Genomic DNA, 24987 nt, shown 5'->3' on the forward strand with positions numbered 1-24987 from the left:
ATAGCCGCTTTTCGTGCTAGGCTATTGACTCACCATATTTTTTTAAGTTTCTACTTGCGTTCACATCCCTGTCTATTTGATTTCCGCATTCATCACATACAAACGTTCTTTCTGACAAAGAAAGTTTCTCTTTTACAGCCCCACAATGGCTGCACGTTTTAGACGAAGGGAAGAATCGGTCTGCAAGTATAAACTTAATTCCATTCCAAGCACACTTATATTCCATTTGCCTTTTAAACTCATGGAATGTTTGTTCTTGGACGGCTTTCGATAGCTTTCTGTTCTTTAGCATTCCATGAGTATGTAAGCTCTCCATGACTACATACTCTGGCTTGGTTTTCACCAAAGATGCAGTGATTTGATGAATATAATTGTGCCTAATGTGTTTCAGCCTTCGGTACGTCTTTCGAACAAGGAATTCCAACTTCTTTATATTGTTTGTTTTTCTGTAACGGAATTCACCTCCTTCTGTTTTTATTTTGTTTTTCTCATATTTCCTTGATAGCTCACGTTGTAACCTTTTCAGCCTTTTCTCCAGCTTCTTCACTTTGTTTGATTTGTTTATATTGCGAAACTTCTGCCCGTTGCTAACGACAGCTAAATCTTTTACCCCTAAATCGATGCCTATGCCATCGGTATAATTTTGGTTTTTGTTTTCAACTTCTTCAACTCCAATAGTAAGCCACCAATTTATTCCGTCAAACGTAATTCTTGGGTTGAGATAGTTTATATTACTCCCTGTTGGGATTCTGTCTTTTTCAGCTAACTTAACATAGTTAAATTTTTGCCTATTCTTTTTCTTTGATGTGGTTAACTTTTCCAATTTTACATGCGTTTTTGTGATTTTTATTTTTGCCGTATCTTGATAAAAACTTGGTTTGCTTCTCTTTTTTGACTTAAATTTTGGAAACTTTGCCCTGCCTTCAAAGAAGTTTTTATACGCTTGACAGGCATCTTTAATCGCTTGTTTTGTTATATTGTTTGAATAATGATTAAGCCAATCATATTGTTTCTGCTTTTTTAATTGCGTCAATATTTTTCTCAATTCACGATCGTTTAAAAACGTTCCACCATTTTTATCGTTTTCTTGTTGTGTAGCCAATGCCCAATTGTATGCCCATCGGGATACACCTGCACACTCAAATAATTTTGTTCTTTGCTTATTGTTTGGCAAAAGCATAACTTTATAAGTCTTGATCATCTTTTACCAACTCCTGAATCATTTTCTTGGCTTTATTTGCTCTTTTCCCCTGCAATTTACAACATAATGTGATGATTTGAACCGCTTGACACTCTGCAATAGCCTACAATTTTTCTCTCGCGTTTCCTATTTTTTATACCAAGAAAATGATTAAGTTGCTCTTGTGAATCATATCTGAACCCCGATAGAGAAACATGTGCAGGTTTTCATACACTAGATTTATCCCAATTTCTTAACGTTTGTTCCGTTTTCCCTATCAGTTTGGCAAATTGTCCTATACTGTAATATTTCATAATCATCACCTCTATACACAATTTGTATAATAGTTTTTGCAAATTGTATATAGATTTTTACGAAATTTTATAAATTTATTTCAACTGTGTGTCACCTCCGCTCCTATTCATAGTTTTAGTCTACTTGCCGAACCCCGCCCCGTCAACGCCGAAAGGGAAACCGTCCGATGCCGCCAATTATTCGAGCGGTTTCCGCCTCACCCCACCAACGCGGAAAGTGAAGCAGCCTTCCCCTTGCCGGGCGCCGGCGGCAACCGTGAGCTTAGCCTACGTGCCGCACCGTTTACGGGACAAGCAAATACGGTTTCAATTTCTCCAACGTTTTTTCCCCAATTCCAGCCACATTCAACAAATCTTCTGGACGCTGAAACGGCCCGTGTTCTTCGCGATAAGCGATGATCGCTTTCGCCTTTGCCAGCCCGATGCCGGGCAGCTGCATCAGCTCCTCTTCGGTCGCCGTATTGATCGCCACTTGCGGACCGTTTTTTCCCTCGGCTTCAGGAACCGCCTCAACCGGGTTCGGTACCGCTTCGCCTTTGGCCGGCACGTAAATCATCATCTCATCGCGCACTTTGGCCGCCAGATTGACTTTCGTTTCATCCGCCTCATCCGTCAGTCCGCCGGCTAAGGCGATGACATCACGGACGCGGGCATCCGCCGCCACCTCGTACACCCCGGGTTTCACAACCGCCCCTTTGACATCGACCACAGCGGTTTTGCGCGCTTCGTCCGTTTGGGTTTCGGAACGAGCGGCATCTGTTTCAGCCGCAGCCGGCAAGGACACGGTTGGCTGCTCATCCGCTGGATGACGGACCACCCACATCCCTGCAGCCGCAGCCACCAACAAAACTGCTCCCCATTTCCAATGATTTTTCCCAAGCTCCCGCACAAATTTCCACACGTTCTCCCACATCATCGCCATCCTTTCCTTGGAAAAAGTCATAAACGAAGCGCTGGTGTCATACATATCGAAAAGAGAGTTCCGGTCAACTCAACCGGGAGGGGGGACCACACATGAACATCGGCGTCATCGGCACGGGGAATATGGGCACCATCTTAATCGAAGCGTTCCTCGACTCCGGCGCCGTTCAAGCGGATCAACTCGTCATCACGAACCGTACGCTTGCGAAAGCGTTCGCGATACAACGGGCGCACCCCGGCATCACAGTGGCTGCCGATGCGGCTGAAATCGTCCAACGATGCGGCATCGTCATGTTATGCGTCAAACCGTTTGACATCCATCCGCTGCTGCAACAGCTGGCTCCGCACTGGACAAGGGAGCATTGCCTTGTGTCAATCACCAGTCCGATCAGCGTCGAGCAGCTAGAAGCGGCCGTCCCTTGTCAAGTGGTGCGCGCCATTCCGAGCATCGCCAATCGCGCGCTCTCCGGCAGCATCCTTGTCACCTTCGGGTCTCGCTGTTCGGCCGCCTGTCGGCAAACGATCGACGCTCTTTTTCGGCGCATCGCTTCGCCCGTTTCCATCGATGAGGCCATCACCCGCGTCGCATCGGACATCGCAAGCTGCGGCCCGGCGTTTTTTAGCTATTTGCTGCGGCGCTTTATCGAAGCCGCAGCAGCGAAGACCGCCATCTCGACCGAGCAAGCAACGATGCTGGCAACCGACATGATCATCGGCCTCGGGGAATTGCTGAGGCGGGACTTGTATACGCTTCAAACTTTGCAGGAAAAAGTATGCGTCAAAGGCGGAATCACCGGGGAAGGCATCGCCGTCCTCGAGCGGCGGCTCGACGGCGTTTTTGAAGAAGTGCTGGCCAAAACGCATGAGAAGTTTCGAGAAGACGTGGAGAAGGTGAGGCAACAGTTCTCGTCATAAAAACGCATTCGACAACAAACAGCCAATTTCCTTCTTTATCCGACAAAAAATCTCCCCTCACATTTCCACTTAAGACTAGCGGCCATTTGTCAGTTCATTTGTTCGCGACAGAACCGTTTCCTGTTGCACGCACCTTTTTACCAAAGTTTCAATCCTCACCCAGCCTTTTGGCTGGGTGCAACTCTAAACTTCTAACATTTTTTATTGCTGGGCGTTCCAATGGCATCGGCTACGCGGCCATGTATTTCTTCTTTTTTATCCATATGCATAAAAAAGCGCCCGCCGATCAGCTTGACAGGGGCAAACATCAAACAGTTAACCGCACCGTCTCCATTCCCTTCATAAGCACGATCGGTGGACGCTAGCCATCACGAAAGTTTAGCTGCTTTTCATTTTCAAAACGTAATGTCCATCGGTTTCCTTATTAATGTAGTACTTGGCCATCCATTCTCCTTTGATCGGCTTCACCTTCAGCGTTTTTTCAAAAGGAGCACCCGCCTTTACTTCTCCTTTCTCAATCAATTGGCCGTTAGGGTTGTATAATTCGTACTTCAGACTTCCTCCCCGCAAATCGATGCGGTGTTCGATCAGCAGTTGATCAAATTTCGTTTTATTTACATCGATGGTAGTTTTAAAGACCGAATATTGTTCTTCGTACTCTTCTGGAAGAAAAGTCCCTTCAGCGGATGATTCAAAATTTTGCTTGTAGAAAAAAACATAATATCCTCCACCAAGGATCATCGCTATGACAACCACCGCGATGACAGACCAAATTCCTCTTTTGCTCATTGTCTTTCCCCTTTCGTGTCTGAGTGAATTTGTCCATCGACAATTCGAACGATTCGCTTCGTATACGAAGCCACTTTTTCATCGTGGGTAATGACAATAATGCATTTCCCTTCTTCGTTCATTTGGCAAAAAAGTTCCATCAATCTTGCGCCATTTTCTTGATCCAAAGCACCAGTTGGTTCATCGGCAAGCACGATATCGGTTTCTGCCACCATTGCTCGCGCAATAGCCACGCGCTGCTTTTGCCCTCCTGACAGCTTCGAAACATTTTTCTTTTTTAAATGGGCAATGCCCAGTTTTTCTAAATAATGATCGACTTTTTCTTTTATCTCCTTTTTGCTTAGCTCCCGCTTCCATAGGGGGAGAGCGACGTTTTCAAACACGGTGAAATGATGCATGAGCGCAAAGTGTTGAAAAACAAAACTGATTTTTTGGTTTCGAATCCGGCTCAGCTCTTTATCGCGCAGTGTAGTTACGTTCACTCCATCGAGACGGTATACTCCTTTCGTCGGCACGTCCATACAACCAATAATATTTAACAGCGTGGATTTGCCTGATCCGGAAGGCCCCATGATCGAAATGAATTCGCCATTGTCCACCGTTAAATCGACGCCTTTTAACGCAACGGTAGTATACTCGTCTTCCCCATAGGTTTTATAAATGTTTTCCAGTTCAATCAGAGCCATTGTTACTCCCTCCCTTCCACTAACTCTCTTAATTCTAGGTTTTTAATGTTCCATAATGGAATCAGGGCGGAGAGCAGAATAATGGCGATGGCGATAATCGCCACTTTCCCATACAACGACCATGTAAAGGCCTCTAACCGAATGTTGTCACCGAAAAAATCATGGTTGACTTCAGTCCAATAGTTGACAATCACACCGATGATCGCCGAAATCCCTACCAAGAAAAACAGTTCCACGATCACCATAACCGAAATATCTCGCTTGCTAGCCCCTGTTACCATCATGACACCCAATTCATATTTGCGCGCCCGAATCGCTGAAATGGTGACAGAAATCACACCGATCAAGGTCACCACAAGGAAAAATATCCCTATGGCTAAAGCATAGTCATAGCTTTTGCCGGTATTTGCTTGATAAGCATCGACATCTTGCCTGACTGTTCGCAACACAGGAGAAATTCCTAATTCATTTCCTTTCTTTCTGAGGGCTGCGCTTACAGCTTGCAATTGCTTTTCCGAACGAAGCTGAAGGAATGTATTGTGCAACCGTACTGCCACGCTGATCGGCCGTCCCTCTCTTTGCTCGGGAAAAAACGGAGCTACAAAAAAATGATCCAAGTTGTCCGCACGGTTGATCAAATAATCATTCCCTGACAGCCACCGGCTTCCCTTTTCCAAAATCCCGACCACTTCATACGTCACTTTCATGGTGCTTTCCCCGGCGCCGGCTTCCGCTTTAAAACGATCGCCAATGCGAAAAACATCGCGGTAATCGTATCCGACCAAAACGGGAATCACATCGTTGTTTTCTTTTTGAAAATCTGCTTTTTCTAACGTCCTTCCCTTGCTAACACGAAATTTGGTGAACAGTCGGTATATATCATAGTCGAAATAAATGATGCTTGAACTTTCCGTCTCCTCTTCTCTTCTTGTCCCGGCATACAATTGTCGATTGCGCTGCTCGTATGCCTGCTTCCTAGCAAAATCTTCAGGCGCGATGCTCGTCGTGTTGAACGATCCGTATCCTTCAACCTCTGGCAACCTTTTTATGTATGTTTCCAATTGCTGAAACCGCTCGGCAAACCACTGTGAATCGTCTCCGTCGGGCATCGTCAACTTCACTGTTTTATATTCATCCATGTTAGAAACAGAAAAAAGCTGTTTTTCTTGATAGTTGAGCGTGTCTAACGTAATGAGCGCATGGTTTATCATCCAAAATGAGACGACAAGCTGAAGGGCCATCAACAACATCGATCGTTTTCGCTTTCGGATGGATGAAAACGTAATCGTCGCATATCTCATGGTTCTACCGCCTTATCTTCGATTCATCACATCAACAGGTTGTACTCGAATCGCTTTCATTGCTGGAATAATGATTGTGAGTGCAGCTGAAAGCACCACAAACACAACTGCTGTCGACAGATGAGTGATGGAGAGATGGATCGGATAGTCGATCCATTGTTCAATCATGCGGTTACATAGCAGCTGCAACGCAAAGCCGATCAAAACGGAGGCAGCGGAAATGAGACACATCTCACAAAAGAGCATGGAGACAATATCATAATTGCTATAGCCAAATGCCTTTTTGATCCCAATTTCATACGTTCTTTCTTGAATCCAATATGAAGTAAGGTTAACGGCATTGACAATAGCTAACAAATAGATCATGATCATCAACGCGAGCTGTTCGCCGAAATCAACATGAAGCATGATGTTACTCGTATAAGGAGAAACGTCCATTTGTGCGGCAGGAAACAATCGTTCCATATTCTGCCGAATCATTTTTTCATCCTCATACGGATCCTTCACTGGATTATGAATAGTGAAATGTAGCTGCTTCGTACTGGTCAGTTTATTGATTGCAGCAACAGGAAGAGAGGTCATTGGAATAACCACTTGGTAATCGATCACCCTCGTTCGTTTTCCTTTGACCCCAATGATTCCGATGACCTTGTACCGGTCATATCCCATTGTCAAATATCGATCACTGCCTTCAACGCGAACATCTTTCATTCTATCTTTTCCAACAAGCGCCACTTTTTTTCCTTCTTGTATTTCGTTGATGGTAAAATATCGCCCTTCCACTAGCGGAAAGCGCTCGACCACTTTTTTTGTCCAATATTCTGGCGTAACCGCCATCATCGCATCGCCATGTGACAATGTCACCTCTTCCAAAATCACCCCTGTTTGGGCATGAATATTTTTAAATAATCCTAACACCCGCTGCCAATTCGGCTCTTCGGCAAAGGTGATGTCTACGCTGACGGCGTGCCGCGGCTGATAATGTTCTTGTTCTTGCTCAAGGAGCTTTGAATAATTCATGCTAGAAATCCCCACCGAAATCATCAACACCGACAACGACAACCCTAATACAATAAAAAAAGTGGTAATAGGATGGGCTTTGATCTGATTTTTGATCGAAGAAAAAATCAATGGGCCACCTTCTCTCATAACGCGAAAGTACCTGGTTGAGTCGCCACAATATATTAGCACCAGCCAATAAAGGGAACCCTATTCCTAAAAGGCCGGTAAACGGCTAGAGCAAATGAACCGCATTTTGCCAAAAAAGAAGGCTGATTTCGCTCTCTAACTGAGAAACAGATGGAACGGCACGATTTCGTACGAAATCACCGCCCCGCTAGGGACATAGCCGTCATTCTCTGATTTTTTCAAAATAGTAAAATTGACGGCCGGCCGATTCGAAACTAGTATATCACAACAACCAAACGAAAGAAAGGAGGATTTTCTATTTTTTTTATTAAATACCAAAATATATTAATTGAATAAATGCTATATCAACGAGGACCGTCGTCTGAAAAACATGTTGTTTTGACGTTTCAGCAGCGTCCAATCTATCGAGAGCGGTGGCGAAAAGAAAAAATGGCGAGATCTTGGCCATCCATAGGGATGGCGAACATCTCGCCAATGCGTGGTATCAATGGAGAATGGAAACTTGTGCTTCCGTTTTTTGCTGACAACAGGGGAACGAGCGGCACGTTTTCTCTACATGCAGACCATATGCCTCACCGCTTCCGCGCGACGAAAAACAGCCGCTCGGCCGTCTCGGTCGGCGGGGCATCGGTGAAATCGGCGGTCACTTCAAGCACCTCGAAGCCGGCGGCATCGAGCCACTGTTCGTAAACGGCTTGCTCGAACGTGCGCTGCTCATGCCATTCGTCGAAACGTTCGTACCGATCGCCGCGGCGGACGAAAAACGTCAGTTCATGCCCGACGCTGTGCGGCCAATCGAGCGGATGGCACGTCCATATGTAGCTGATGTCCTCTCCTTGGTCGGCAAACACGGCATCACGAAACAAAACGTCCATTTTATAAACGGAATGGACGTCAAACAAAAGCAAGCCGCCGGCGCCAAGGGCGCGGGAAACGGCGGCGAAGGTGGTTTGAACGTCCTCCTCATTCATGAGGTAATTGAGGGCGTCGCAAAACACCAGCGCGCCGTCAAGGTCTGAAAACCCGTCGAGTTCGGCCATGTTTTGTTCAAACAGCGGCACATGAACGCCAGCTGCCTCCGCTTTCTCTTGGGCGATGGAGAGCATCTGCGCGGACAAATCAACACCCGCGACTTGCCACCCGTCCTTCGCAAGACGGATGGCCAGCTCTCCTGTCCCGCAGCCGATATCGATGACCCGCCGCCCCGGCCGTCGGGCGTAGCGGGCGAAGGAGCGCTCGACAAACGACTGCCACTCGCCGTACGGCGCGTCAGCCATCAGCACATCATACCAGTCCGCAAACCGTCCGTACGTCATGGCTGCAGCACGGCCGCGACGTCTTCCGTCGGGGCGTCCCCCCAAAGCCGCTCAAGGCCGTAATAGTCACGCTCCTCTTTCGCAAACACGTGAGCGACGATATCCCCCAAATCAACGAGCACCCATTTTGCCTCGTGAAACCCTTCGATCCGTTTGACCGCCAGACCGTGTTCCTCGGCTTGATCTTGAATTTCGCGGGCGATCGCCTGCACTTGTTTGTCCGAATTGCCATGGCAGATGACAAAATAATCAGCCACAAGCGAAATGCCTTTCATGTTTAAGACAACGATGTTTTCCGCTTTTTTGTCATCCGCGGCGCGGACGACAAGCTGCAATGCTTCTTGTTCATTCACCGGCTTCATTCCCCCTTCACCTCGCGCAAGAGCGAATTGTATGCGTGAATCGTGTCCGGATAGATGAGCTGGCGCTTTTCGAGCAAAAAGGCGATCGTGTTTTTCATCGCCTGCCAAAGCGCCCGGTTAAGATCTTCTTCCGCCAAGCGCCGCACGTCATCGACGCCCGGGAAGCGCCGCCCTGGTTCAATGTAGTCAGCCAAATAAATAATTTTTTCCAGCAGCGTCATGCCGGCGCGGCCAGACGTGTGATAACGGATGGCATCGAGCACTTCCGGGTCGTCAAGGCCGACTTCTGTCTGCACCAAATACGCGCCGACGGGCGCATGCCATAATTCACTGTTATACGCAAGCAAATCGTTGGGCATATTTTGCGCCAAAATGATTTGTTTCATTTCCTCGACAGGGCGGAATTTCGCGTAGTCGTGGAAAATCGCAGCCAGTTCCGCCTTTTTCGCGTCAGCGCCGTATTGTTTAGCGAGCTTAACGGCGGTCGCGACAACGCCAAGCGTGTGCTCGTAGCGCGTCTCGGTCAGCTGCTGTTTCACGATTTGCAACGCTTGTTCCCGTTCCATATAGTCCCTTCTCCTCAATATAAAGTCTTACTGCTTCCGGCACGAGGTAGCGAATCGTCTGCCCGCGCCGCACTCGCTCGCGGATGAGCGAGGACGAGACGGCAAACTGCGGCGCTTCCACTTCAATGACCGGATACGGCGTTTTTAGCGAAAATCCCGGCCGCTTGACGCCGACGAACGTCACCAATTGGACGAGCTCATCGATGCGGTGCCAATTCGGCAAATATTCGACCATATCGGCGCCGATGATAAAATAAAATTTATCGTCTGGGTGCGCCGCGGTGAGCTGGCGGAGCGTATCGTACGTATACGACGGCCCTTCGCGTTCAAGCTCGATCGTTTCAATGCGAAAGCGCGGATGTCCGGCAATCGCCAGCTCGAGCATGCGCAGCCGGTCTTCACTTCTTGTCACTTGCTCATGCTGCTTATGGGGAGGAATGCGGTTGGGCAAAAACCAAATTTGTGACAGCTCTAAAGCATCCAGCACTTCATCGGCCATCAGTAAATGCCCGCAATGGGGGGGATCGAACGTGCCGCCCAAAATCCCAATTTTCCTCATCTTCCTTCCTCCCGCCGCTCTGTCCTAGGATGTTGCTTGCTAAAGGCGGACGACCAATCAGGCTCGCCCCGCCCGGAACGCTTAGCGAAAAACGAAGCGCCCGCCTCGATCCCGCCCTCTGCCATCAAACAAGTGAACCCATCGTGGCAACCGCTTGATGCGCCCGCCTCAACCATGCCGGCGGTTACTCAGGCAAGACGATGCGCTTATGTTCGGTTGACTCTTTATACAAGACGATCGTGTTGCCGATCACTTGCACGATTTCTGCCCCCGTTCCCGCCGCTAGCTGTTCGGCGACGGTGTCGCGGTCGTCCTCACAGTTTTGCAAGACGCTGACTTTCAGCAGTTCACGCGCTTCGAGCGCGGCAGCGATTTGTTCGGTCATCGCTTCCGTCACCCCGCCTTTGCCGACTTGAAAAATCGGTTTCAAATGATGGGCTTGGGCGCGCAAAAACCGTTTTTGTTTCCCAGTTAACATATGTTACCTCCTCAACGCTTCGATGACAAGCTGTTTCATGCGCTTGACATCCGGCCATTGGCCGGTCCATTTTTCAAACGCCAGCGCCCCTTGATAGACGAGCATGCCAACGCCGTTTTGCGTGCGGGCGCCGCGCGCTTGCGCTTCTTTTAACCACTTCGTTTCCAACGGGTTGTAAATGATGTCGGAAACGATCGTTCCCGGCCGCAGCCGCTCGAGCGAAAGCGGCTGTTCTTCCTCTTGCGGATGCATGCCGGCCGCCGTTGTATTGATCACGATATCATATTCAGCCAGCCGTTTTTCAGCCTCGGCGAGCGGGAAAAAAGCGGAGCGGTCGTCCTTCCCTTCCCCCACAAGCTGCGCCGCTTTCTCGAGCGTCCGGTTGGCCATATCAATGCGCGCGGCCGCGGTCGAAAGCAGCGAAAAATAAATGCCGCGCGCTCCGCCGCCCGCGCCGATCACTAAAATCCGCTTTCCGGCAAACGAAACGTCGAGTTCCTCTTCCAAGGCGCGGACATAACCAGGCCCGTCCGTATTGTAGCCGACGAGCCGGCCGTCCCGGTTGACGATCGTGTTGACCGCCCCGATGCGGCGCGCGTGGTCATCGATTTCATCCAAAAACGGCATGACCGCCATTTTATGCGGAATCGTCACGTTCACCCCGGCGATGCCAAGCGCCCGCACGCCGGCGATGGCCGCGCCGACTTGCCCCGGTTTGACGGGAAACAAATGATAGCGCGCCGGAATGCCCAGACAGGCAAACGCATCGTTGTGCATGAGCGGCGACAGCGAATGCTCGACCGGAAAACCGAGCAGCCCGTATACGTGTTCCATCGTTCTCCCCCTCCCGCTTCTCTCAAATCAGCGACTGGCGAATCAACACGTCGACTCCTTTCGGCGCATAAACGACGAGCTGAGCGCCGGGGTCGTTGCACGTCACCCAGCCGAGCCCGGAAAAGACAATATCCGTCTTCCGCTCTTTCACCGACAGCGTCCGGGGCACAAGCGGCGGAAAGTCGGCGGCGTATCGCTTGTTTGGCGGCGATAGCAACTGGCCGAGCTGGCTGGCGTACAAGGAATCCGCCTTTTCCCGCTTCGTCCGGTGGATCGTCAGCTCGTTGGCCATATAGCAGACGAACGAGCGGCGCCCACCTTTGACGTAATCGAGGCGGGCCAAACCGCCGAAAAAGAGCGTCTGCCCTTCATTGAGCTGGTACACGCGCGGATGGATTTCCCGCTTTGGTGTGATGATTTTCAAATCGCGCGCATCCACGAAATGCGCCATCTGATGATGGTTGATGATCCCGGGTGTATCATACAGCGATGAGCCGCCTTCAAGCGGAATCTCAATCATATCCAGCGTCGTTCCCGGGAAATACGATGTTGTAATGACATTTCCTTTGCCCGTCGCTTCTTCGATCACCCGGTTGATGAACGTCGATTTGCCGACATTCGTGCAGCCGACCACATAGACATCGCCGCCCTTGCGAAAGCGCTCCATCGCCTCCATTACCTTCCCCATGCCGATCCCTTTCGCCGCGCTGACGAGACAGACATCGACCGGGCGCAGCCCGAGCTCTTCCGCCATCCGCCGCATCCATTGCACCAGTTTCAAATAGTTAACCGAACGCGGCAATAAATCGGCCTTATTGCCGACAAGCAAAATCGGATTGTCAGCGGCAAACCGCGGCAATCCCGGAATCCAGCTGCCGTTGAAATCAAAAATGTCGACGATGTACACGACAAGTGCCTTCGATTCCCCGATGCGGTGCAGCATGTTGACAAAGTCGCTGTCATCAAGCGGCACGTCTTGCACCTCATTATAATGTTTCAGACGAAAGCAACGTTGGCAAACGATTTCTTCCGCCTCTTTTTCAAGCACGCTTTTCGGGGCGTAGCCCGCTTTTTTTGGGTCTTCCACCTGAATGGCGGCCCCGCAGCCGATGCAACGCAGTTGTGGCTCCACGATCATTCCTCCCAGTAAATCATCCCTTTTTTCCGCATGGTGTTTAAAATTCTCCGTTCCATTTTTCGATTGAACCGCGTCCACCAACCGTCCGTTTCCGAAACTGGGACGACTAAAATCGTGTTTAAGCCAAGGCGATTGCCACCGAGCACATCGGTCAACAGCTGATCGCCGATGACGACGACCTCCTCCTTGTTCAGCCCCATCATGTGCAGCGCCCGCAAAAACGCGCGCGTCAACGGTTTGCGCGCTTCGAAAATGAACGGAATGCCGAGCGGCTCGGCAAACGACTGGACACGTCGTTTATTATTATTGGATACGATGACGACCTTAATGCCCGCTTGCTTCATGGCATCAAACCAAGCGGCCAGCTCCGGGGTGGCGCTCGGCCGATCCCATTCAACGAGCGTATTATCCAAGTCGGTGATGATCCCTTTCACCCCTTTTTCCTTCAGCTCATCAGGAGCAATGTCGATCACCCGCTTGACAAACTGGCTAGGCAAAAAGTAATGAAGCATATCGTCCACCTGCCTTTCGCTCTGCTTTTCCCATCATAGCCGATTTTCCCTTTCGTTTCAAAACAAAGTTTGCCAGTCATCGGTTGAACTGGCCAAGCGAAAAAATTTTCGACAAATTTTGCGCCCCTGCAGATTGTGGATAACTGTTGCCCACATTATACACATACTAGTGACAAGGCCCTAGCTAGGTTATAAACACCTTTTCCACACGTTATCCACGGATGTCTGTGGATAACAGAACGGTTGTTCTCTTTTGCAAATCGTGGTACAGTGAAAGTAACCTACCAGTATATGTATGGATGGCTCGTTATATTCCATCAAAAAAGGAGGCTTCCCGATGAAGCATCTGTCCGATGAATTGCTCATCGAGTCGTACTTCAAGGCGAAAGAACTCAATTTAAGCCCCGAATTCATCGAGCTCATCGAAAAGGAAATTCAGCGCCGGTCGTTGACTCATAAAATCAAGTTGTCATCCTAACTGAAGGCCTTCGGGCTTTTTTTGTTTTTCCCTAGAAGGCCGGTGAGGTCGGATCAGTAGCATTTTACACTCCATCACCGTCCCTCTAAAGGGTAGACAGGTTCCGGCGGCCGCGCTAGCCTTCGTTTCCCTTTCCATCCGGCTGTTGGCACCAGTAGCCGAGCCGTTCACCGACTTTGATCGGCATCGGCGCCGCAACGTTCGGATCAGGAGTAAAGCTGCCGCGCTCAAACAGCAAAACGACCGTTGACCCAAACGAAAAGTACGCCATTTCTTCGCCTTTGATCAATTGGTCGCCCTCATGTGTCAATTCGATGCTGTTGACAAACATGGCGCCGATTTTCACGATCGCCAAGCGCTTGCCATCAGCCTTGACTTCCGTAATAAGACGGTAATTTTTTTCGAGCGGCCGCCTTCCATATTTTAAGCCAAGCCGGTTGACCGGATACGACTTGCGGCCAAGCGTCCACTGTTTTTCGATCACGCCAGATATTGGGCTGTGAATGCGGTGATAATGGCTCGGGCTCAAATACAGAATAAAAAAGAACCCGTTCACGTACGGTTGCGCCGCTTCTTCGCCGCCGAGCATTTCCGCGATGGAATACCGTTTTCCTTTCACGGTCATTTCCCACGGTTCTTCGATGATTCCCATCGCTTCAATCACGGCGTCCACGGGGCTGACCACGGCCCGCTCATCGGCGTCGATGGGCCTCGTTCCCGCCTTCAGCCGGCGGATGAACAGCTGCTGCAGCGTCTTATAATTTTTTAAGCTTTTTTCCATCTCTTCTTGGTTAATATGATAAACTTTTGCATAGGATGGAATCAACAGCGCGCTTAGGCGCGATTGGGCAAACGAAGCAAGCAGCTTGGAAGAAAGCCAATGATTGGTCAATTCAATGAACAAACGATACAGCCATTTTCGCAAACAGATTCCCTCCAGTTACGCAGCATTGCTAGGTCGTTACTACCTTCCATATTACCGCCAAAACGAGTATAATGGTAGTAGAATTTTCTTTTGGCGCTTTTGGCTGGAAAAGGAGTGGGGAGAATTGTTCTTATCGGATTATTTGGATTATACGCTGAAAAAGTTGAAAGCCAACGTGGCCAATATTTTGACGTTGACGAACTTATCGCTTGGAGGCTTTTCCGTGCTCGCCACGCTCAAAGGACAACTGCATATGAGCGTGCTTCTCATTTTTTTGGCCGCCTTTGTCGACCGTTTTGACGGCGCGGTCGCCCGCCGGCTGAACATCGAATCCGAGCTCGGCAAGCAGCTCGACTCGATGAGCGACATCATTTCGTTCGGCGTCGCGCCGGCCTTATTGATGTATCAAGGATTGTTCCATGAATTCGGCGCGCCTGGGGCGGTGTTCACGATTTTGTATGTCGCCTGCGGGGCCTTCCGGCTCGCCCGCTTTAACATCACGGAAAACAACGGCTATTTCTCCGGACTGCCGATCACAGCCGCCGGTGTGCTGATGACGCTCGGCTATTTGGCCATCCCGTACGTTCCGCCGCAGTCGTTCATGTTTTTGGCGCTCATGTTATCATTTTTAATGGTTGGAACGTTTAAGTTGAAAAAAATCTGATTGCTTCATGGCTGCCCCTTGCCGATGGCCTATCGACTGGGCGGCTTTTTTTATGCCCAAAGTCACACCATTTTCCCTTTTCAACCTTCTCTATTCAGTATATGATAAATATGGTTTCTTCATCAAACGCCCATAGCATAGATCGTTGGAGAAAAAACGGGGGGATCCAGTTGGACAAAACATCGATCATCGGTCTCATTCTTGGGATCATCGGCATTGGGTTAGGGATGTATTTTAAGGGCGTGTCGCCGGCTGTGTTAATCAATCCGGCCGCCATTCTCATCATTCTTGTCGGAACGGCCGCTGCCGTTACCATCGCCTTCCCAACGCGCGAAATTAAAAAAGTGCCGAAGCTATTGAAAATTATTTTTACTGAATCGTCCACGCCGACGGTGGAGCAATTGATCCCGCTTTTTGTCGAGTGGGCCAACATCGCCCGCCGCGAAGGGCTGCTGGCGCTTGAGGCCAAATTGGATGATGTTGATGACCCGTTTTTGCGCAACGGGCTCAGCATGGCGATTGACGGCCAAACGCAAGAATTCATCCGCGACGTCATGACGGAAGAAGTTGCGGCGATGGAAGAGCGCCACGAAGCGAACGCCGCCATTTTCACCCAAGCGGGCACGTATGCGCCGACGCTCGGAGTGCTTGGCGCCGTTGTCGGCTTGATCGCTGCGCTCGGCAACTTAGAAAATATCGCCGAACTCGGCCATGCCATCAGCGCGGCGTTCGTGGCGACAATGCTCGGGATTTTTACCGGTTATGTTCTTTGGCATCCGTTTGCCAATAAGCTGCGGCGAAAATCGAAGGAAGAGGCGAAGGTGCGCTACATCATGATTGAGGGCGTGCTGTCCATTTTGGAAGGACAAGCCCCGCGGACGATCGAGCAAAAGCTCGCCTCGTATTTGCCGGAGAGCGAACGGGAGCACTTGATCGAACCACAAAACGAAGGGGAAGCCGTCAATGGCTAACAAGAAAAAAAAGGGCGGCCATGAGGAACATATCAATGAATCATGGCTCATTCCGTACGCGGATTTGTTGACGTTGCTGCTTGCCTTGTTCATCGTTTTGTTCGCCAGCAGCCAAATCGATCAGAAAAAATTCCAGGAAATCGCTCGCTCGTTCAACACCGCCTTCGCCGGCGGAACCGGGGTGCTCGACTTTCAGAGCCCTGTGCAGCCGATCACACCGCCCGACCAAGATGAAAAAGGGCAAGAGCGATCATCCCCCCCTTCGCGTTCGGTCAGCGGACAGGAAAAAGAAGAACTGGCGGAAATCAAAGCGAAAATCGATGCCTACATCCGCCAAAACAAACTTAGCGGAAAGCTGCAGACATCACTGGACGATGAAGGGCTCGCCATCACGATCTTAGACGACATTTTGTTTGACTCCGGCAGTGCCGATGTGCGCATCAAAGATCGGCGTTTGGCGGCAGAAATCTCCAAGCTGCTCGTCATGAACCCGCCGCGCGACATCATTATCAGCGGCCACACGGACAACGTGCCGATCCACAACGCGCAATTCGCTTCCAACTGGGAGCTGAGCGTGATGCGCGCCGTGAACTTTATGAAAGTGCTGCTCGAAAACAAACAGTTGGACCCACGCCGCTTCAGCGCGAAAGGGTACGGCGAATACAAACCGATCGCTTCCAACGCGACGGCCGCCGGGCGGATGAAAAACCGGCGCGTGGAAATTTTGATTTTGCCGCGCTCTGATACTTCCCCGTCATCGGCTCGCTGACCTCTTCGGGGCATCATCGCGCTTTTGCCATTTAACATCATTCCGAAACGAAGTCTCCCACTTCAAGCAAAGTTAAGTGGGAGCAGTTCACGACCTTTAAATGCTGCTTTTCTCGACACGCAAGAGGCGGCCGCTTTATGCCATCGTCCTTTTCGCCGGCCTCGAGGTCAGCCCCAAACCGCCCGCTGTGGCGCAAACCGAGATCGCAGGCGCACAGCGCTTGACACAGCAACGAGGGTGTCCCGCTTTCTTGGACACCCTCGTTTTTTTTTTGGCGGCCGTTCCCGCCCCCGTTGCTGAGACGATCCGTTGCCAGCCCCGTTTTTCGTTCCTCAAAGTTTGATCGTCCATCGAATAACCCCAGCTTTGGCAAGCGCCTCGACCAAAATGACAACGACCGGCCCAACAAACAGCCCGATGAAGCCGAGCAGCTGAAAGCCGAGATAAACGCTGACTAACGCCGCAAGCGGGGAAATACCCAAATTGGTCGAAAACACTTTTGGCTCGATGATCCGCCGCACCACCGTAATGACGACAAACAACACGATCAGACCGATGCCGAGCGCTTTATCCCCGTTCGCTATGCTGATGATCCCCCACGGCACCAATACCGACCCGGTTCCCAAAATCGGCAAAATATCGACAATCACAATGACGAGCGCCATAAGGGCGGCGTAATCAATCCCTAGCACCACCAGGCCGGCCAAGGCGAGGAAAAACGTGATGACGCTGAGCAGAAACTGCGCTTTGATAAAACCGACCGCCGCTTTGCTGAGCTGGGTGACGATCATCCCCAGCCGCTGTTCCGTGCGCTCCGATAAATGGCGGCGCACCCCTTGCTTCAGCCGCGGCAAATCGAGGCAAATGAGAAACAAGGCGACGATATACACCAAAAAATGAATCAAAAACGCGGGTACTGCGGCAATATAATGAACGAGCGACTGCGTCAAACTGCTCGCAAACGACAGCAACATTTGTTGCACCGTATTGACGCCGCGCTCCAATGATTCAATGATTTCACGCGGAATCGAGCTCGAATACGACTGCCATGTTTGAATGAGACGATCCAACACTTTCGTCGCTTCGCTGAGGAAGGCAGGCAGCTTTTGCGAGAGCGCCATCACCTGCTCAACAAAAATGACAATGAGAACGTAAAGCAAAACACCGACGATGACGATAAACAGCGAAAAAATGGCCGTAACGGCATGAACGCGCTTCAGCCGATACGTTTGTTGCAAGCGGCGGATGGACGGCTCGAGCAACAGCGCCGTAGCGAGCGCCAACAGAAGCGGTACGCTGTATGGCACAAGCCATACCCCCACAGCGAGCAGCAGCACGATCAAAAGCCAACGTTTCACGTTCTTCCCTCATTTTTTATCAAATTTGAGCCACGCGATGGGCTCATGTATAACTATAGCGGACCGCATACAAAACGAGCAACTATTTGACGCGCTCGGTTTTTATTCGGCAGCGCGGCGCCGCCATTTCCAAACGATGTAAATCACTGCTGCCACCGCTGCCGCTGCGATCGCCGGCTGAACGTACGGGGCCGCTATTTCATCGATCTGCCGCCAGCGGCGGCCCAGCTGCTCCCCGAGCCAAATAAACAAGATGGACCATGGAACGATGGCCAGCACGGTGTAAATGAGAAACGGCAGCCACTTCATTCGGGCGATGCCAGCAGGGATGGAAATCGCATGGCGGACGACCGGTATGAAGCGGGCGCTGAAAATGACGCCAGGACCGAATTTCGCAAACCAACGTTCTGCCACATCCAAATGTTTTTTCTGAATGCCAATATATTTCCCGTATCGGTCTAAAAACGGTCTGCCGCCGTAAACCCCCATCCAATATAAAAACAGCTGCGCCACCGCGCCGCCGAAGGTTCCAGCCGCCACCGCCCCGGCAAAGGTGATCTCGCCCCGAGCCACCAAATAGCCGGCATAAGCGAGCACGATCTCGCTAGGAATCACCTCGACCATCAAGGCCAGAGCGATACCGGCATAGCCTAAACCGATCAAAAACGAAAACAGCGATTGAATAGCTTCGTGCACCGTCGTTCCTCCTTGCTATGAAGTGGCTGTATTGTTTCACATGACATTGTCGTGTCACCACCCCGATTTGTCCAAAGACGGGATGACGTTGTTTTCCACATCTCAACCGGAAGCGCGCCGATATTTTTTTGGCTCATAATTGGCTCATAATTTGATATGGCGTTGTTTTCCCCATCTAGGGGGCCGGTGATTGACTCGTGGATGCGGTTTTCCGAGCCTTCCAATCTATTTTATTATACTACACATGGCTAGCGATCAAAAGAAAAAGCGGCTGCCTCGTCAGCCGCTTTTCGGTTAAGCGCTTTGCTTCTGTAGCTCCGCCATGTATCGTTTCCCTTTCTCTTCGTCATACTGCCCTTCCCATTTCGACATGACCACTGCCGCCAGCGAGTTGCCTACGACATTGACGGCCGTGCGCGCCATGTCCAAAATGCGGTCGATGCCAGCGATAAACGCCAATCCTTCAACCGGAATGCCGACCGTGCCGAGCGTCGCCAATAAGACGACGAACGAAACGCCCGGAACGCCAGCGATGCCTTTTGACGTCACCATCAACACGAGCACTAGCGAAATTTGCTGGGACAGCGGCATATCGATGCCATACAGCTGGGCGATAAAAATCGCCGCCAGCGCCTGATACAGCGTCGACCCATCAAGGTTAAAGGAATAGCCAGTTGGAATGACAAACGATGTGACCGCTTTCGGACAGCCGAACTTCTCCATTTTTTCCATGATCTTCGGCAATACCGTTTCCGAACTGGACGTGCTGTACGCCAACACGAGTTCGTCTTTTAAAATTTTTATGATATGGAAAATATTGATTCCTACCAATTTCGCGGTGATGCCGAGCACGACAACGACGAAAAACGCCATCACTGCATAGACGAGAATGACAAGCTTGCTGAGCGGCAGCAGCGACGCGACACCAAATTTGGACACGGTGACCCCAATGAGGGCAAACACGCCAAACGGCGCGAATTTCATGATTTGGTTCGTCACATAAAACATCGCTTCCGCGGTGCCTTGGAAAAAGCGCAGCACCGGCTGCCCTTTTTCCCCGATCGCCGCCACTCCCAAACCAAACATCACGGAGAAGAAAATAATCGGCAGCATATTCCCTGTTGACAGCGCCTCAAACACGTTTTTCGGCACAATGTTGACAAACGTTTCCGCCATCGAATGGTGCTGCACTTCGTTCGTCGTATCAATGTACGACTGAATATCCGTTTTCTCGAGCGACTTCATATTGACGCCGGTGCCCGGCTGGAAAATATTCGCTGCTAAAAGTCCAACAACAATAGCGATCGTCGTGATGATTTCAAAGTAAATGATCGTTTTGGCACCGAGCTTCCCGAGTTTTTTCACGTCACCGACATTGGCGACGCCGACGATTAAGCTTGACACGACGATCGGAATGACGATCATCTTAATTAAACGGAGAAAAATATCTCCAATTGGCTGCAAATACACCGCGACTTTCGGGTTTCCGTAAAACAGAGCCCCTACGACAATCCCGAGAATCAGGCCGATAAAAATCTGCCATGCTAATCCGATTTTTTTCACGATCTGTTTCGCCTCCTTTAGACAAAATTAGACAAAAAGCGACAAAATTATTTTACTATTAAAAATAAAAAATGTCAATATCATTGAATGAATTCGCTTTCCTCCAAGGTTTATCGTTATTTTATAATTTTCTTAAAATAAAAAAAGCGCTGCCGAACGAAACAGCGCTTCCCTTGATCCGGCTGGGGAAAAACCGATGATTCCTTTCATCAGTGGGGAACGTGTAAAAAGCAGGAACGATGCAACAAGGTTTTTCCAATTGAAAAAGGAAATGGTAAAGCCCTATCCAGCCTTCTATGTCCGTCGCTTTTCTTTTTCCTGACGGTAAAACTCATGAAACATTTTCATCAAGGCCCGCTTTTCGATGCGCGAAACGTAGCTTCTTGAGATGCCGAGTTCTTTGGCGATTTCCCGCTGCGTTTTCTCGCGCTGGCGGCCGAGGCCAAACCGGCTGATGATCACTTCTTTTTCGCGCTCATCGAGCACCTCGATATATTTTTTCACCTGTTCGATCTCCATGTTCAGCTGAATTTCGTCGGCAATATCTTGGCCTTCGGACTTTAAAATATCAAGCAGGCTGATTTCGTTTCCTTCCTTGTCCTGGCCGATCGGTTCATGCAGCGAGACATCTTTGCGTGTTTTTTTCAGCGAGCGCAAGTGCATAAGAATTTCATTTTCGATGCAGCGGGCAGCGTACGTCGCCAGTTTCGTCCCTTTTCCCGGCGAATAGCTCTCAATGGCTTTAATGAGGCCGATCGTGCCAATCGAAATCAAATCGTCCACTTCTTCACCGGTATTTTCAAACTTTTTCACAATATGGGCGACAAGGCGCAAGTTATGTTCGATAAGCCGGTTGCGGGCTTGTTCGTCGCCTTTCGCCATCAGTGCCAAATAGTTTTCCTCTTCTTTGGCGCTTAACGGCTGGGGAAATGCATTGTTTTTAATATACGAAACAAGAAACGTCAGCTCTTTCAGCAAAAACGCAAACACCGAAACAATGCCGGACATGCTCTCACCCCCGCCTGCTGTCATTGACGGAAACCGTCTATGATGATGTATATGCGGGAGCGACGTTGTCCGTGTCTGGACAAAAAAATAGCGCCGGCTCTTAAAACAAGCCGGCACTCGTGGAACACCGCTCTAGGCGCTGAACGAACCAACCGTCCGCCTAAGCCTCCGCCTCGACGCTCACTTCCGCAGCGATGACGAGCGCGATGGACACTGTAATCACCACTGCCATGACGATGGTGAACATCCCCGTTCCCTCCTTGACTCGTTTGTTTTTATTTTACCAAAGAAGACGAGGAACGCTTGCGCCACAGTTTGAACAATTGGTGAAATTCGACCGTCAACAACAGCACACGCAGCATGCGCGTCCCTCCTCGCCGAGTCAAGTCGAATCGCCCGTCCGTTCAAGCCACATCATCAACCATCCTCGTGCCATCAACATGAATCATCTCCCCTTTCCTCTGTCATTTTTAAAACAGCCGGTGATGGACAGAACATTTGCGGTCAAGCAGCTCCTCTTCGGCGGCACGCCGCAACCGCTCTTGTTCGATGTTGCGCCGCCGCGGGGCCTTCCGCTCGATCGTGATCGTCACAAAAAACAAATGGATCGTCATCTTCCTCCCCCCTTTCGAAACAAAAAGCCGCAGAAGGAAAACGCCTCTGCGGCCTTGCCAAGCAAAAAACCGCAGAAAGCGAGACTACTCTCCTTCTGCGGCCCGATGGCTGTTGTTCGTGGTCATGGTGCGTCATTCCCGGTCAGCGGAAGGTCGAATAGCCTTTAGTTGGCAAGCATCGAGCGGTGTCGTCCACATCGTCATGATCATCGTCTTCGACCTCCCTTCGGAAATGACGTTACGAAGGTAATTATATCCAAAATCAGTTCCGTTGTAAACCATTCTTTTGAAAAATAAGACAACATCCCTGTTTCCGATTCGTCTCTCAATGACGAAGTTGTTCGGTTTTTTGTGAAAATGCCGAACTGGCGCGAATTTCCATCCCCGGGTGGATGGAAAAACATTTCTGTGAAAATGATGAACTAGCATGGATTCCCATCCCTAGATGGAGAGCAGATCGCGCTGCCCATGGAACTTTCCGCCCCCTCTCCGCGCTTTACGCTTCCGCCGCGGATTGGTAGACGGACTTTTGAACAAGTCCTTTCACGATTCAAACGAGTTGTCTTGTTCCTCGAGCTGATGGCGATAGCGGGCGGCGCGGCGCGAGCAATACAATGCCGCGGCCAAACAGCCGGCGACAGCCAGCAAAGCGAACGGTTTGTCCGCCGCCGCCAGCGCGCCCGGGATGATCGCACCTAAATAGAGAAACGCGCCAAGCGCGAACAAAACTAAGCTGTACATCGTGAAATCGCCCGTTTTCGCACGCAGCTCGTTCCGTTGTCGTTCAGTCACTGCCGATTCCTCCTCTCGCCCTCACTGTACCATAACGGGCGAAAAAGGGGGAGCGGCAATTTCAGCCAAGCGCTTGCGCCAAATCGTCAAGCAAATCGTTGACGTCTTCCAACCCGATCGACAGGCGGATGAGCCCGTCGGTAATGCCGAGCTGTTCGCGCCGCTCTTTCGGAATCGAGGCGTGAGTCATTTTCGCCGGCAATGAAATTAAGCTTTCGACCGCTCCTAAACTTTCGGCGAGCGTAAAGAAGCGAACGCGCGACAGGACGGTTTCCGCTCGCTCCAAGCTGCCGACGTCAAAGGAAATCATGCCGCCGAACCCGCGCATTTGTGTTTTCGCCAACTCATGGTTCGGATGCTCCGGAAGCCCGGGGTAATACACGCGCGCCACCGCCGGATGTTCGGCCAAAAAGGCCGCAATCGCCCGCGCGTTTTGTTCGTGCTCTTCCATCCGCACGCCGAGCGTTTTGATCCCGCGCATAAGCAGCCACGAATCTTGCGGTCCAAGGATGCCGCCGGTCGAATTTTGCACGTAATGAAGCCGCTCGGCGAGCTCGGCGGTACGGACGACCGCCAAGCCGGCGACGACGTCGCTATGGCCGCCTAAATATTTCGTCGCGCTATGAATGACGATATCGGCGCCCAGTTCAAGCGGCGTTTGGAAATACGGCGTCGAAAACGTGTTATCGACGATCAATAACAGCCCATGCGTACGGGCGATGGCGGCCGCCGCTTGCAAGTCGGTAATTTTTAACAACGGATTGGTCGGCGTTTCCACGTAAATGGCTTTCGTATTCGGGCGGATGTGCGCCTCGATGTTGGCGACATCGCTCGTGTCGACAAACGTCGCATCAAGTCCGAACCGGTTAAATACGTTCGCCATCACCCGATACGTGCCGCCGTAAACGTCATCGGTGATCACGATATGGTCGCCGCTGTCAAACAACATCATGACGGCGGTAATCGCCGCCATCCCGGAAGCGAAAGCAAACCCGGCCACGCCGCCTTCAAGCTCAGCAATCAGTTTCTCAAGCGCCGCGCGCGTCGGATTGCCGGTGCGCGAATATTCGAATCCTTTATGCTTCCCGATCTCTTCCTGCTTGTACGTGCTCACTTGATAAATCGGCACCGACACCGCTCCGGTATGCGGGTCACTCGGAATGCCGCCATGGATGAGCAGCGTTTTTCGTCTCATCACGATCCTCCACCTTCGTAAATGTTTTTGCTTAAATACCGCTCGCTGCTATCGGGGAAAATGACGACGATGTTCGTTCCCGGCTTCGCCTTCTCGGCCTCAAGCAAGGCGGCGTGAAAGGCGGCGCCGGACGAGCTGCCGACCAAAAGCCCTTCCTGTCTGGCTAGTTCGCTCACGCGGCGGAACGCGTCATCGTCCGCGATCGTGTAGATGGCGTCAAAATACGCCGGATCCAGAAACGGCGGCAAAAATTCCATGCCGATCCCCTCCGTTCGATGCGGACCCGGTTCGCCGCCGCCTAAAATCGAGCCCTCCGGTTCGACGATCACCGTTTTAATGGCCGGATTTTTCTCTTTTAAAAACGTCGCCGTTCCCATAAACGTGCCGCCGGAACCGGCGCCGGCGACAAAGACGTCAATCTGGCCGTCCAAATCGTCCCACAGCTCCGGCCCGAGCGTCTTGTAGTACGTCCGCGGGTTGGCCGGATTGCGAAACTGCTGCGGGCAATACGCGCCGGGAATCGTGCGGGCGAGCTCTTCCGCTTTGCGGATCGCCCCTTCCATTCCTTCCTCGGTCGGCGTATGGACAATTTGCGCCCCGAGCGCTTTCATCAGCTGCTGCTTTTCGATGCTAAATTTTTCCGGAACGCAAAAGATGACGTTGATGTTTTTGCCGATCGCCGCCAGCGCCAAGCCGATGCCGGTGTTGCCGGCCGTCGGCTCAATGATCGTACCGCCTTCTTTCAGCTTCCCCGATTCGAACGCTTCGCGCAACAATTCCTGCCCGAGCCGGTCTTTGATGCTTCCGCCCGGATTGAAATACTCGAGCTTGGCAAACAAGCGGACGCCTTCCGGCAGCGGAAAGCGCGTAATTTCCACTAGCGGTGTGCGCCCGATCAATTCATGAATGCCTTTGGCTACCCGCATCGATGTCA

Annotated in this window: 28 protein-coding genes and 1 pseudogene; 5 read left to right on the plus strand and 24 right to left on the minus strand. The window is 50.9% G+C overall.

Features of this window, described 5'->3' with window-relative positions:
* Nucleotides 1–16 precede the first annotated feature (16 nt).
* From ACTVIM_RS12115 to ACTVIM_RS12125, 3 genes and pseudogenes are all read right to left on the minus strand, one after another.
* Entirely contained in the window at nucleotides 17–1201 is a 1185-nt protein-coding gene (locus ACTVIM_RS12115) for an RNA-guided endonuclease InsQ/TnpB family protein (RefSeq protein ID WP_445612739.1), read from the minus strand.
* A gap of 83 nt (nucleotides 1202–1284) precedes the next feature.
* Nucleotides 1285–1494 (minus strand): annotated as a pseudogene (locus ACTVIM_RS12120) (MerR family transcriptional regulator); the annotation flags it as partial.
* 283 nt (nucleotides 1495–1777) lie between these two features.
* Nucleotides 1778–2395 carry a helix-hairpin-helix domain-containing protein gene (locus ACTVIM_RS12125; protein WP_445614359.1) on the minus strand — a complete coding sequence of 206 codons (618 nt, stop codon included), beginning with the start codon at nucleotides 2393–2395 and terminating at the stop codon, nucleotides 1778–1780.
* A gap of 113 nt (nucleotides 2396–2508) precedes the next feature.
* On the opposite strand from ACTVIM_RS12125, the gene comER reads away from it, so the two are divergent.
* A complete protein-coding gene (gene comER / locus ACTVIM_RS12130; RefSeq protein ID WP_445612740.1) occupies nucleotides 2509–3330 on the plus strand; it encodes a late competence protein ComER in 822 nt (273 codons plus the stop codon).
* 378 nt (nucleotides 3331–3708) lie between these two features.
* On the opposite strand, the gene ACTVIM_RS12135 is transcribed toward comER, so the two are convergent.
* The 12 genes from ACTVIM_RS12135 to ACTVIM_RS12190 form a co-directional block, all read right to left on the minus strand.
* On the minus strand, nucleotides 3709–4119 hold the full coding sequence (locus tag ACTVIM_RS12135; protein WP_033019247.1) for a hypothetical protein: 411 nt from the start codon (nucleotides 4117–4119) through the stop codon (nucleotides 3709–3711).
* Complete coding sequence (locus tag ACTVIM_RS12140; protein ID WP_033019249.1) at nucleotides 4116–4805, minus strand: ABC transporter ATP-binding protein; 690 nt, start codon at nucleotides 4803–4805, stop codon at nucleotides 4116–4118. Before ACTVIM_RS12140 ends, ACTVIM_RS12135 begins: the two co-directional genes overlap by 4 nt.
* Before the next feature lie 2 nt (nucleotides 4806–4807).
* Entirely contained in the window at nucleotides 4808–6016 is a 1209-nt protein-coding gene (locus ACTVIM_RS12145; protein WP_445612741.1) for an ABC transporter permease, read from the minus strand.
* A 102-nt stretch (nucleotides 6017–6118) separates the two neighbouring features.
* The gene (locus ACTVIM_RS12150) at nucleotides 6119–7237 is read right to left on the minus strand and encodes an ABC transporter permease (RefSeq protein WP_445612742.1); all 1119 of its coding nucleotides are present in this window, start codon (nucleotides 7235–7237) and stop codon (nucleotides 6119–6121) included.
* Nucleotides 7238–7827: 590 nt separating this feature from the next.
* Nucleotides 7828–8571, minus strand: coding sequence for a class I SAM-dependent DNA methyltransferase (locus tag ACTVIM_RS12155; protein WP_445612743.1), 744 nt, complete (start codon nucleotides 8569–8571; stop codon nucleotides 7828–7830).
* Nucleotides 8568–8924, minus strand: coding sequence for a ribosome silencing factor (rsfS, locus tag ACTVIM_RS12160; RefSeq protein WP_033019291.1), 357 nt, complete (start codon nucleotides 8922–8924; stop codon nucleotides 8568–8570). The genes ACTVIM_RS12155 and rsfS overlap by 4 nt, the downstream gene beginning before the upstream one ends.
* Nucleotides 8925–8929: 5 nt before the next feature.
* A complete protein-coding gene (gene yqeK / locus ACTVIM_RS12165) occupies nucleotides 8930–9499 on the minus strand; it encodes a bis(5'-nucleosyl)-tetraphosphatase (symmetrical) YqeK (RefSeq protein WP_033019257.1) in 570 nt (189 codons plus the stop codon).
* Nucleotides 9408–10058, minus strand: coding sequence for a nicotinate-nucleotide adenylyltransferase (locus tag ACTVIM_RS12170; protein WP_033019265.1), 651 nt, complete (start codon nucleotides 10056–10058; stop codon nucleotides 9408–9410). Before ACTVIM_RS12170 ends, yqeK begins: the two co-directional genes overlap by 92 nt.
* Nucleotides 10059–10242: 184 nt before the next feature.
* Nucleotides 10243–10536 carry a ribosome assembly RNA-binding protein YhbY gene (yhbY, locus tag ACTVIM_RS12175; protein WP_033019268.1) on the minus strand — a complete coding sequence of 98 codons (294 nt, stop codon included), beginning with the start codon at nucleotides 10534–10536 and terminating at the stop codon, nucleotides 10243–10245.
* Nucleotides 10537–10539: 3 nt separating this feature from the next.
* Nucleotides 10540–11370 (minus strand): shikimate dehydrogenase, encoded by an 831-nt coding sequence (gene aroE, locus ACTVIM_RS12180; RefSeq protein ID WP_033019271.1) that lies wholly within the window; start codon nucleotides 11368–11370, stop codon nucleotides 10540–10542.
* A 22-nt stretch (nucleotides 11371–11392) separates the two neighbouring features.
* Nucleotides 11393–12502: a ribosome biogenesis GTPase YqeH gene (yqeH, locus tag ACTVIM_RS12185; RefSeq protein ID WP_033019293.1), complete on the minus strand. Its 1110-nt coding sequence runs from the start codon at nucleotides 12500–12502 to the stop codon at nucleotides 11393–11395.
* 2 nt (nucleotides 12503–12504) lie between these two features.
* On the minus strand, nucleotides 12505–13020 hold the full coding sequence (locus ACTVIM_RS12190; RefSeq protein WP_033019273.1) for a YqeG family HAD IIIA-type phosphatase: 516 nt from the start codon (nucleotides 13018–13020) through the stop codon (nucleotides 12505–12507).
* A 337-nt stretch (nucleotides 13021–13357) separates the two neighbouring features.
* Here ACTVIM_RS12190 and ACTVIM_RS12195 point away from each other — a divergent pair, with 337 nt between their 5' ends.
* Nucleotides 13358–13498, plus strand: coding sequence for a sporulation histidine kinase inhibitor Sda (locus ACTVIM_RS12195; RefSeq protein ID WP_008879941.1), 141 nt, complete (start codon nucleotides 13358–13360; stop codon nucleotides 13496–13498).
* A 115-nt stretch (nucleotides 13499–13613) separates the two neighbouring features.
* Here the strand turns inward: ACTVIM_RS12195 and ACTVIM_RS12200 are convergent, their stop codons facing one another.
* Nucleotides 13614–14423 (minus strand): phosphatidylserine decarboxylase, encoded by an 810-nt coding sequence (locus tag ACTVIM_RS12200; protein ID WP_445612744.1) that lies wholly within the window; start codon nucleotides 14421–14423, stop codon nucleotides 13614–13616.
* A gap of 124 nt (nucleotides 14424–14547) precedes the next feature.
* Here ACTVIM_RS12200 and pssA point away from each other — a divergent pair, with 124 nt between their 5' ends.
* From pssA to motB, 3 genes are all read left to right on the plus strand, one after another.
* Nucleotides 14548–15087: a CDP-diacylglycerol--serine O-phosphatidyltransferase gene (pssA, locus tag ACTVIM_RS12205; protein ID WP_033019277.1), complete on the plus strand. Its 540-nt coding sequence runs from the start codon at nucleotides 14548–14550 to the stop codon at nucleotides 15085–15087.
* Between the two features lie 170 nt (nucleotides 15088–15257).
* Nucleotides 15258–16058, plus strand: coding sequence for a flagellar motor stator protein MotA (motA, locus tag ACTVIM_RS12210; protein WP_445612745.1), 801 nt, complete (start codon nucleotides 15258–15260; stop codon nucleotides 16056–16058).
* Nucleotides 16051–16827, plus strand: a complete 777-nt coding sequence (gene motB, locus ACTVIM_RS12215) for a flagellar motor protein MotB (protein ID WP_445612746.1) — start codon at nucleotides 16051–16053, stop codon at nucleotides 16825–16827. Before motA ends, motB begins: the two co-directional genes overlap by 8 nt.
* Before the next feature lie 332 nt (nucleotides 16828–17159).
* Here the strand turns inward: motB and ytvI are convergent, their stop codons facing one another.
* From ytvI to ACTVIM_RS12255, 8 genes are all read right to left on the minus strand, one after another.
* Nucleotides 17160–18185, minus strand: a complete 1026-nt coding sequence (ytvI, locus tag ACTVIM_RS12220; RefSeq protein ID WP_445612747.1) for a sporulation integral membrane protein YtvI — start codon at nucleotides 18183–18185, stop codon at nucleotides 17160–17162.
* Between the two features lie 102 nt (nucleotides 18186–18287).
* On the minus strand, nucleotides 18288–18881 hold the full coding sequence (locus tag ACTVIM_RS12225; protein ID WP_445612748.1) for a DedA family protein: 594 nt from the start codon (nucleotides 18879–18881) through the stop codon (nucleotides 18288–18290).
* A 294-nt stretch (nucleotides 18882–19175) separates the two neighbouring features.
* A complete protein-coding gene (gene gltP, locus ACTVIM_RS12230) occupies nucleotides 19176–20444 on the minus strand; it encodes a glutamate/aspartate:proton symporter GltP (protein WP_445612749.1) in 1269 nt (422 codons plus the stop codon).
* Nucleotides 20445–20738: 294 nt separating this feature from the next.
* A complete protein-coding gene (sigK, locus tag ACTVIM_RS12235; RefSeq protein WP_033018020.1) occupies nucleotides 20739–21452 on the minus strand; it encodes an RNA polymerase sporulation sigma factor SigK in 714 nt (237 codons plus the stop codon).
* A 470-nt stretch (nucleotides 21453–21922) separates the two neighbouring features.
* Nucleotides 21923–22066, minus strand: coding sequence for a YrzI family small protein (locus ACTVIM_RS12240; protein ID WP_081897239.1), 144 nt, complete (start codon nucleotides 22064–22066; stop codon nucleotides 21923–21925).
* Between the two features lie 543 nt (nucleotides 22067–22609).
* On the minus strand, nucleotides 22610–22858 hold the full coding sequence (locus tag ACTVIM_RS12245; protein WP_445612750.1) for a YrhC family protein: 249 nt from the start codon (nucleotides 22856–22858) through the stop codon (nucleotides 22610–22612).
* Nucleotides 22859–22919: 61 nt separating this feature from the next.
* Nucleotides 22920–24053, minus strand: coding sequence for a bifunctional cystathionine gamma-lyase/homocysteine desulfhydrase (locus ACTVIM_RS12250; protein ID WP_445612751.1), 1134 nt, complete (start codon nucleotides 24051–24053; stop codon nucleotides 22920–22922).
* Nucleotides 24053–24979: a PLP-dependent cysteine synthase family protein gene (locus ACTVIM_RS12255; protein ID WP_445614360.1), complete on the minus strand. Its 927-nt coding sequence runs from the start codon at nucleotides 24977–24979 to the stop codon at nucleotides 24053–24055. Before ACTVIM_RS12255 ends, ACTVIM_RS12250 begins: the two co-directional genes overlap by 1 nt.
* Between the last annotated feature and the right edge of the window lie 8 nt (nucleotides 24980–24987).

Source organism: Geobacillus sp. YF-1 (assembly GCF_052692335.1).

Bases quoted from the DNA above. Each gene is read 5' to 3' on its own strand.
- ACTVIM_RS12115 (WP_445612739.1), bottom strand. From the start codon at position 1,201: ATGATCAAGACTTATAAAGTTATGCTTTTGCCAAACAATAAGCAAAGA.
- comER (WP_445612740.1), top strand. From the start codon at position 2,509: ATGAACATCGGCGTCATCGGCACGGGGAATATGGGCACCATCTTAATC.
- ACTVIM_RS12135 (WP_033019247.1), bottom strand. From the start codon at position 4,119: ATGAGCAAAAGAGGAATTTGGTCTGTCATCGCGGTGGTTGTCATAGCG.
- ACTVIM_RS12140 (WP_033019249.1), bottom strand. From the start codon at position 4,805: ATGGCTCTGATTGAACTGGAAAACATTTATAAAACCTATGGGGAAGAC.
- ACTVIM_RS12145 (WP_445612741.1), bottom strand. From the start codon at position 6,016: ATGATAAACCATGCGCTCATTACGTTAGACACGCTCAACTATCAAGAA.
- ACTVIM_RS12155 (WP_445612743.1), bottom strand. From the start codon at position 8,571: ATGACGTACGGACGGTTTGCGGACTGGTATGATGTGCTGATGGCTGAC.
- yqeK (WP_033019257.1), bottom strand. From the start codon at position 9,499: ATGGAACGGGAACAAGCGTTGCAAATCGTGAAACAGCAGCTGACCGAG.
- ACTVIM_RS12170 (WP_033019265.1), bottom strand. From the start codon at position 10,058: ATGAGGAAAATTGGGATTTTGGGCGGCACGTTCGATCCCCCCCATTGC.
- yhbY (WP_033019268.1), bottom strand. From the start codon at position 10,536: ATGTTAACTGGGAAACAAAAACGGTTTTTGCGCGCCCAAGCCCATCAT.
- aroE (WP_033019271.1), bottom strand. From the start codon at position 11,370: ATGGAACACGTATACGGGCTGCTCGGTTTTCCGGTCGAGCATTCGCTG.
- ACTVIM_RS12190 (WP_033019273.1), bottom strand. From the start codon at position 13,020: ATGCTTCATTACTTTTTGCCTAGCCAGTTTGTCAAGCGGGTGATCGAC.
- ACTVIM_RS12195 (WP_008879941.1), top strand. From the start codon at position 13,358: ATGAAGCATCTGTCCGATGAATTGCTCATCGAGTCGTACTTCAAGGCG.
- motB (WP_445612746.1), top strand. From the start codon at position 16,051: ATGGCTAACAAGAAAAAAAAGGGCGGCCATGAGGAACATATCAATGAA.
- sigK (WP_033018020.1), bottom strand. From the start codon at position 21,452: ATGTCCGGCATTGTTTCGGTGTTTGCGTTTTTGCTGAAAGAGCTGACG.
- ACTVIM_RS12240 (WP_081897239.1), bottom strand. From the start codon at position 22,066: ATGACGATCCATTTGTTTTTTGTGACGATCACGATCGAGCGGAAGGCC.
- ACTVIM_RS12250 (WP_445612751.1), bottom strand. From the start codon at position 24,053: ATGAGACGAAAAACGCTGCTCATCCATGGCGGCATTCCGAGTGACCCG.
- ACTVIM_RS12255 (WP_445614360.1), bottom strand. From the start codon at position 24,979: ATGCGGGTAGCCAAAGGCATTCATGAATTGATCGGGCGCACACCGCTA.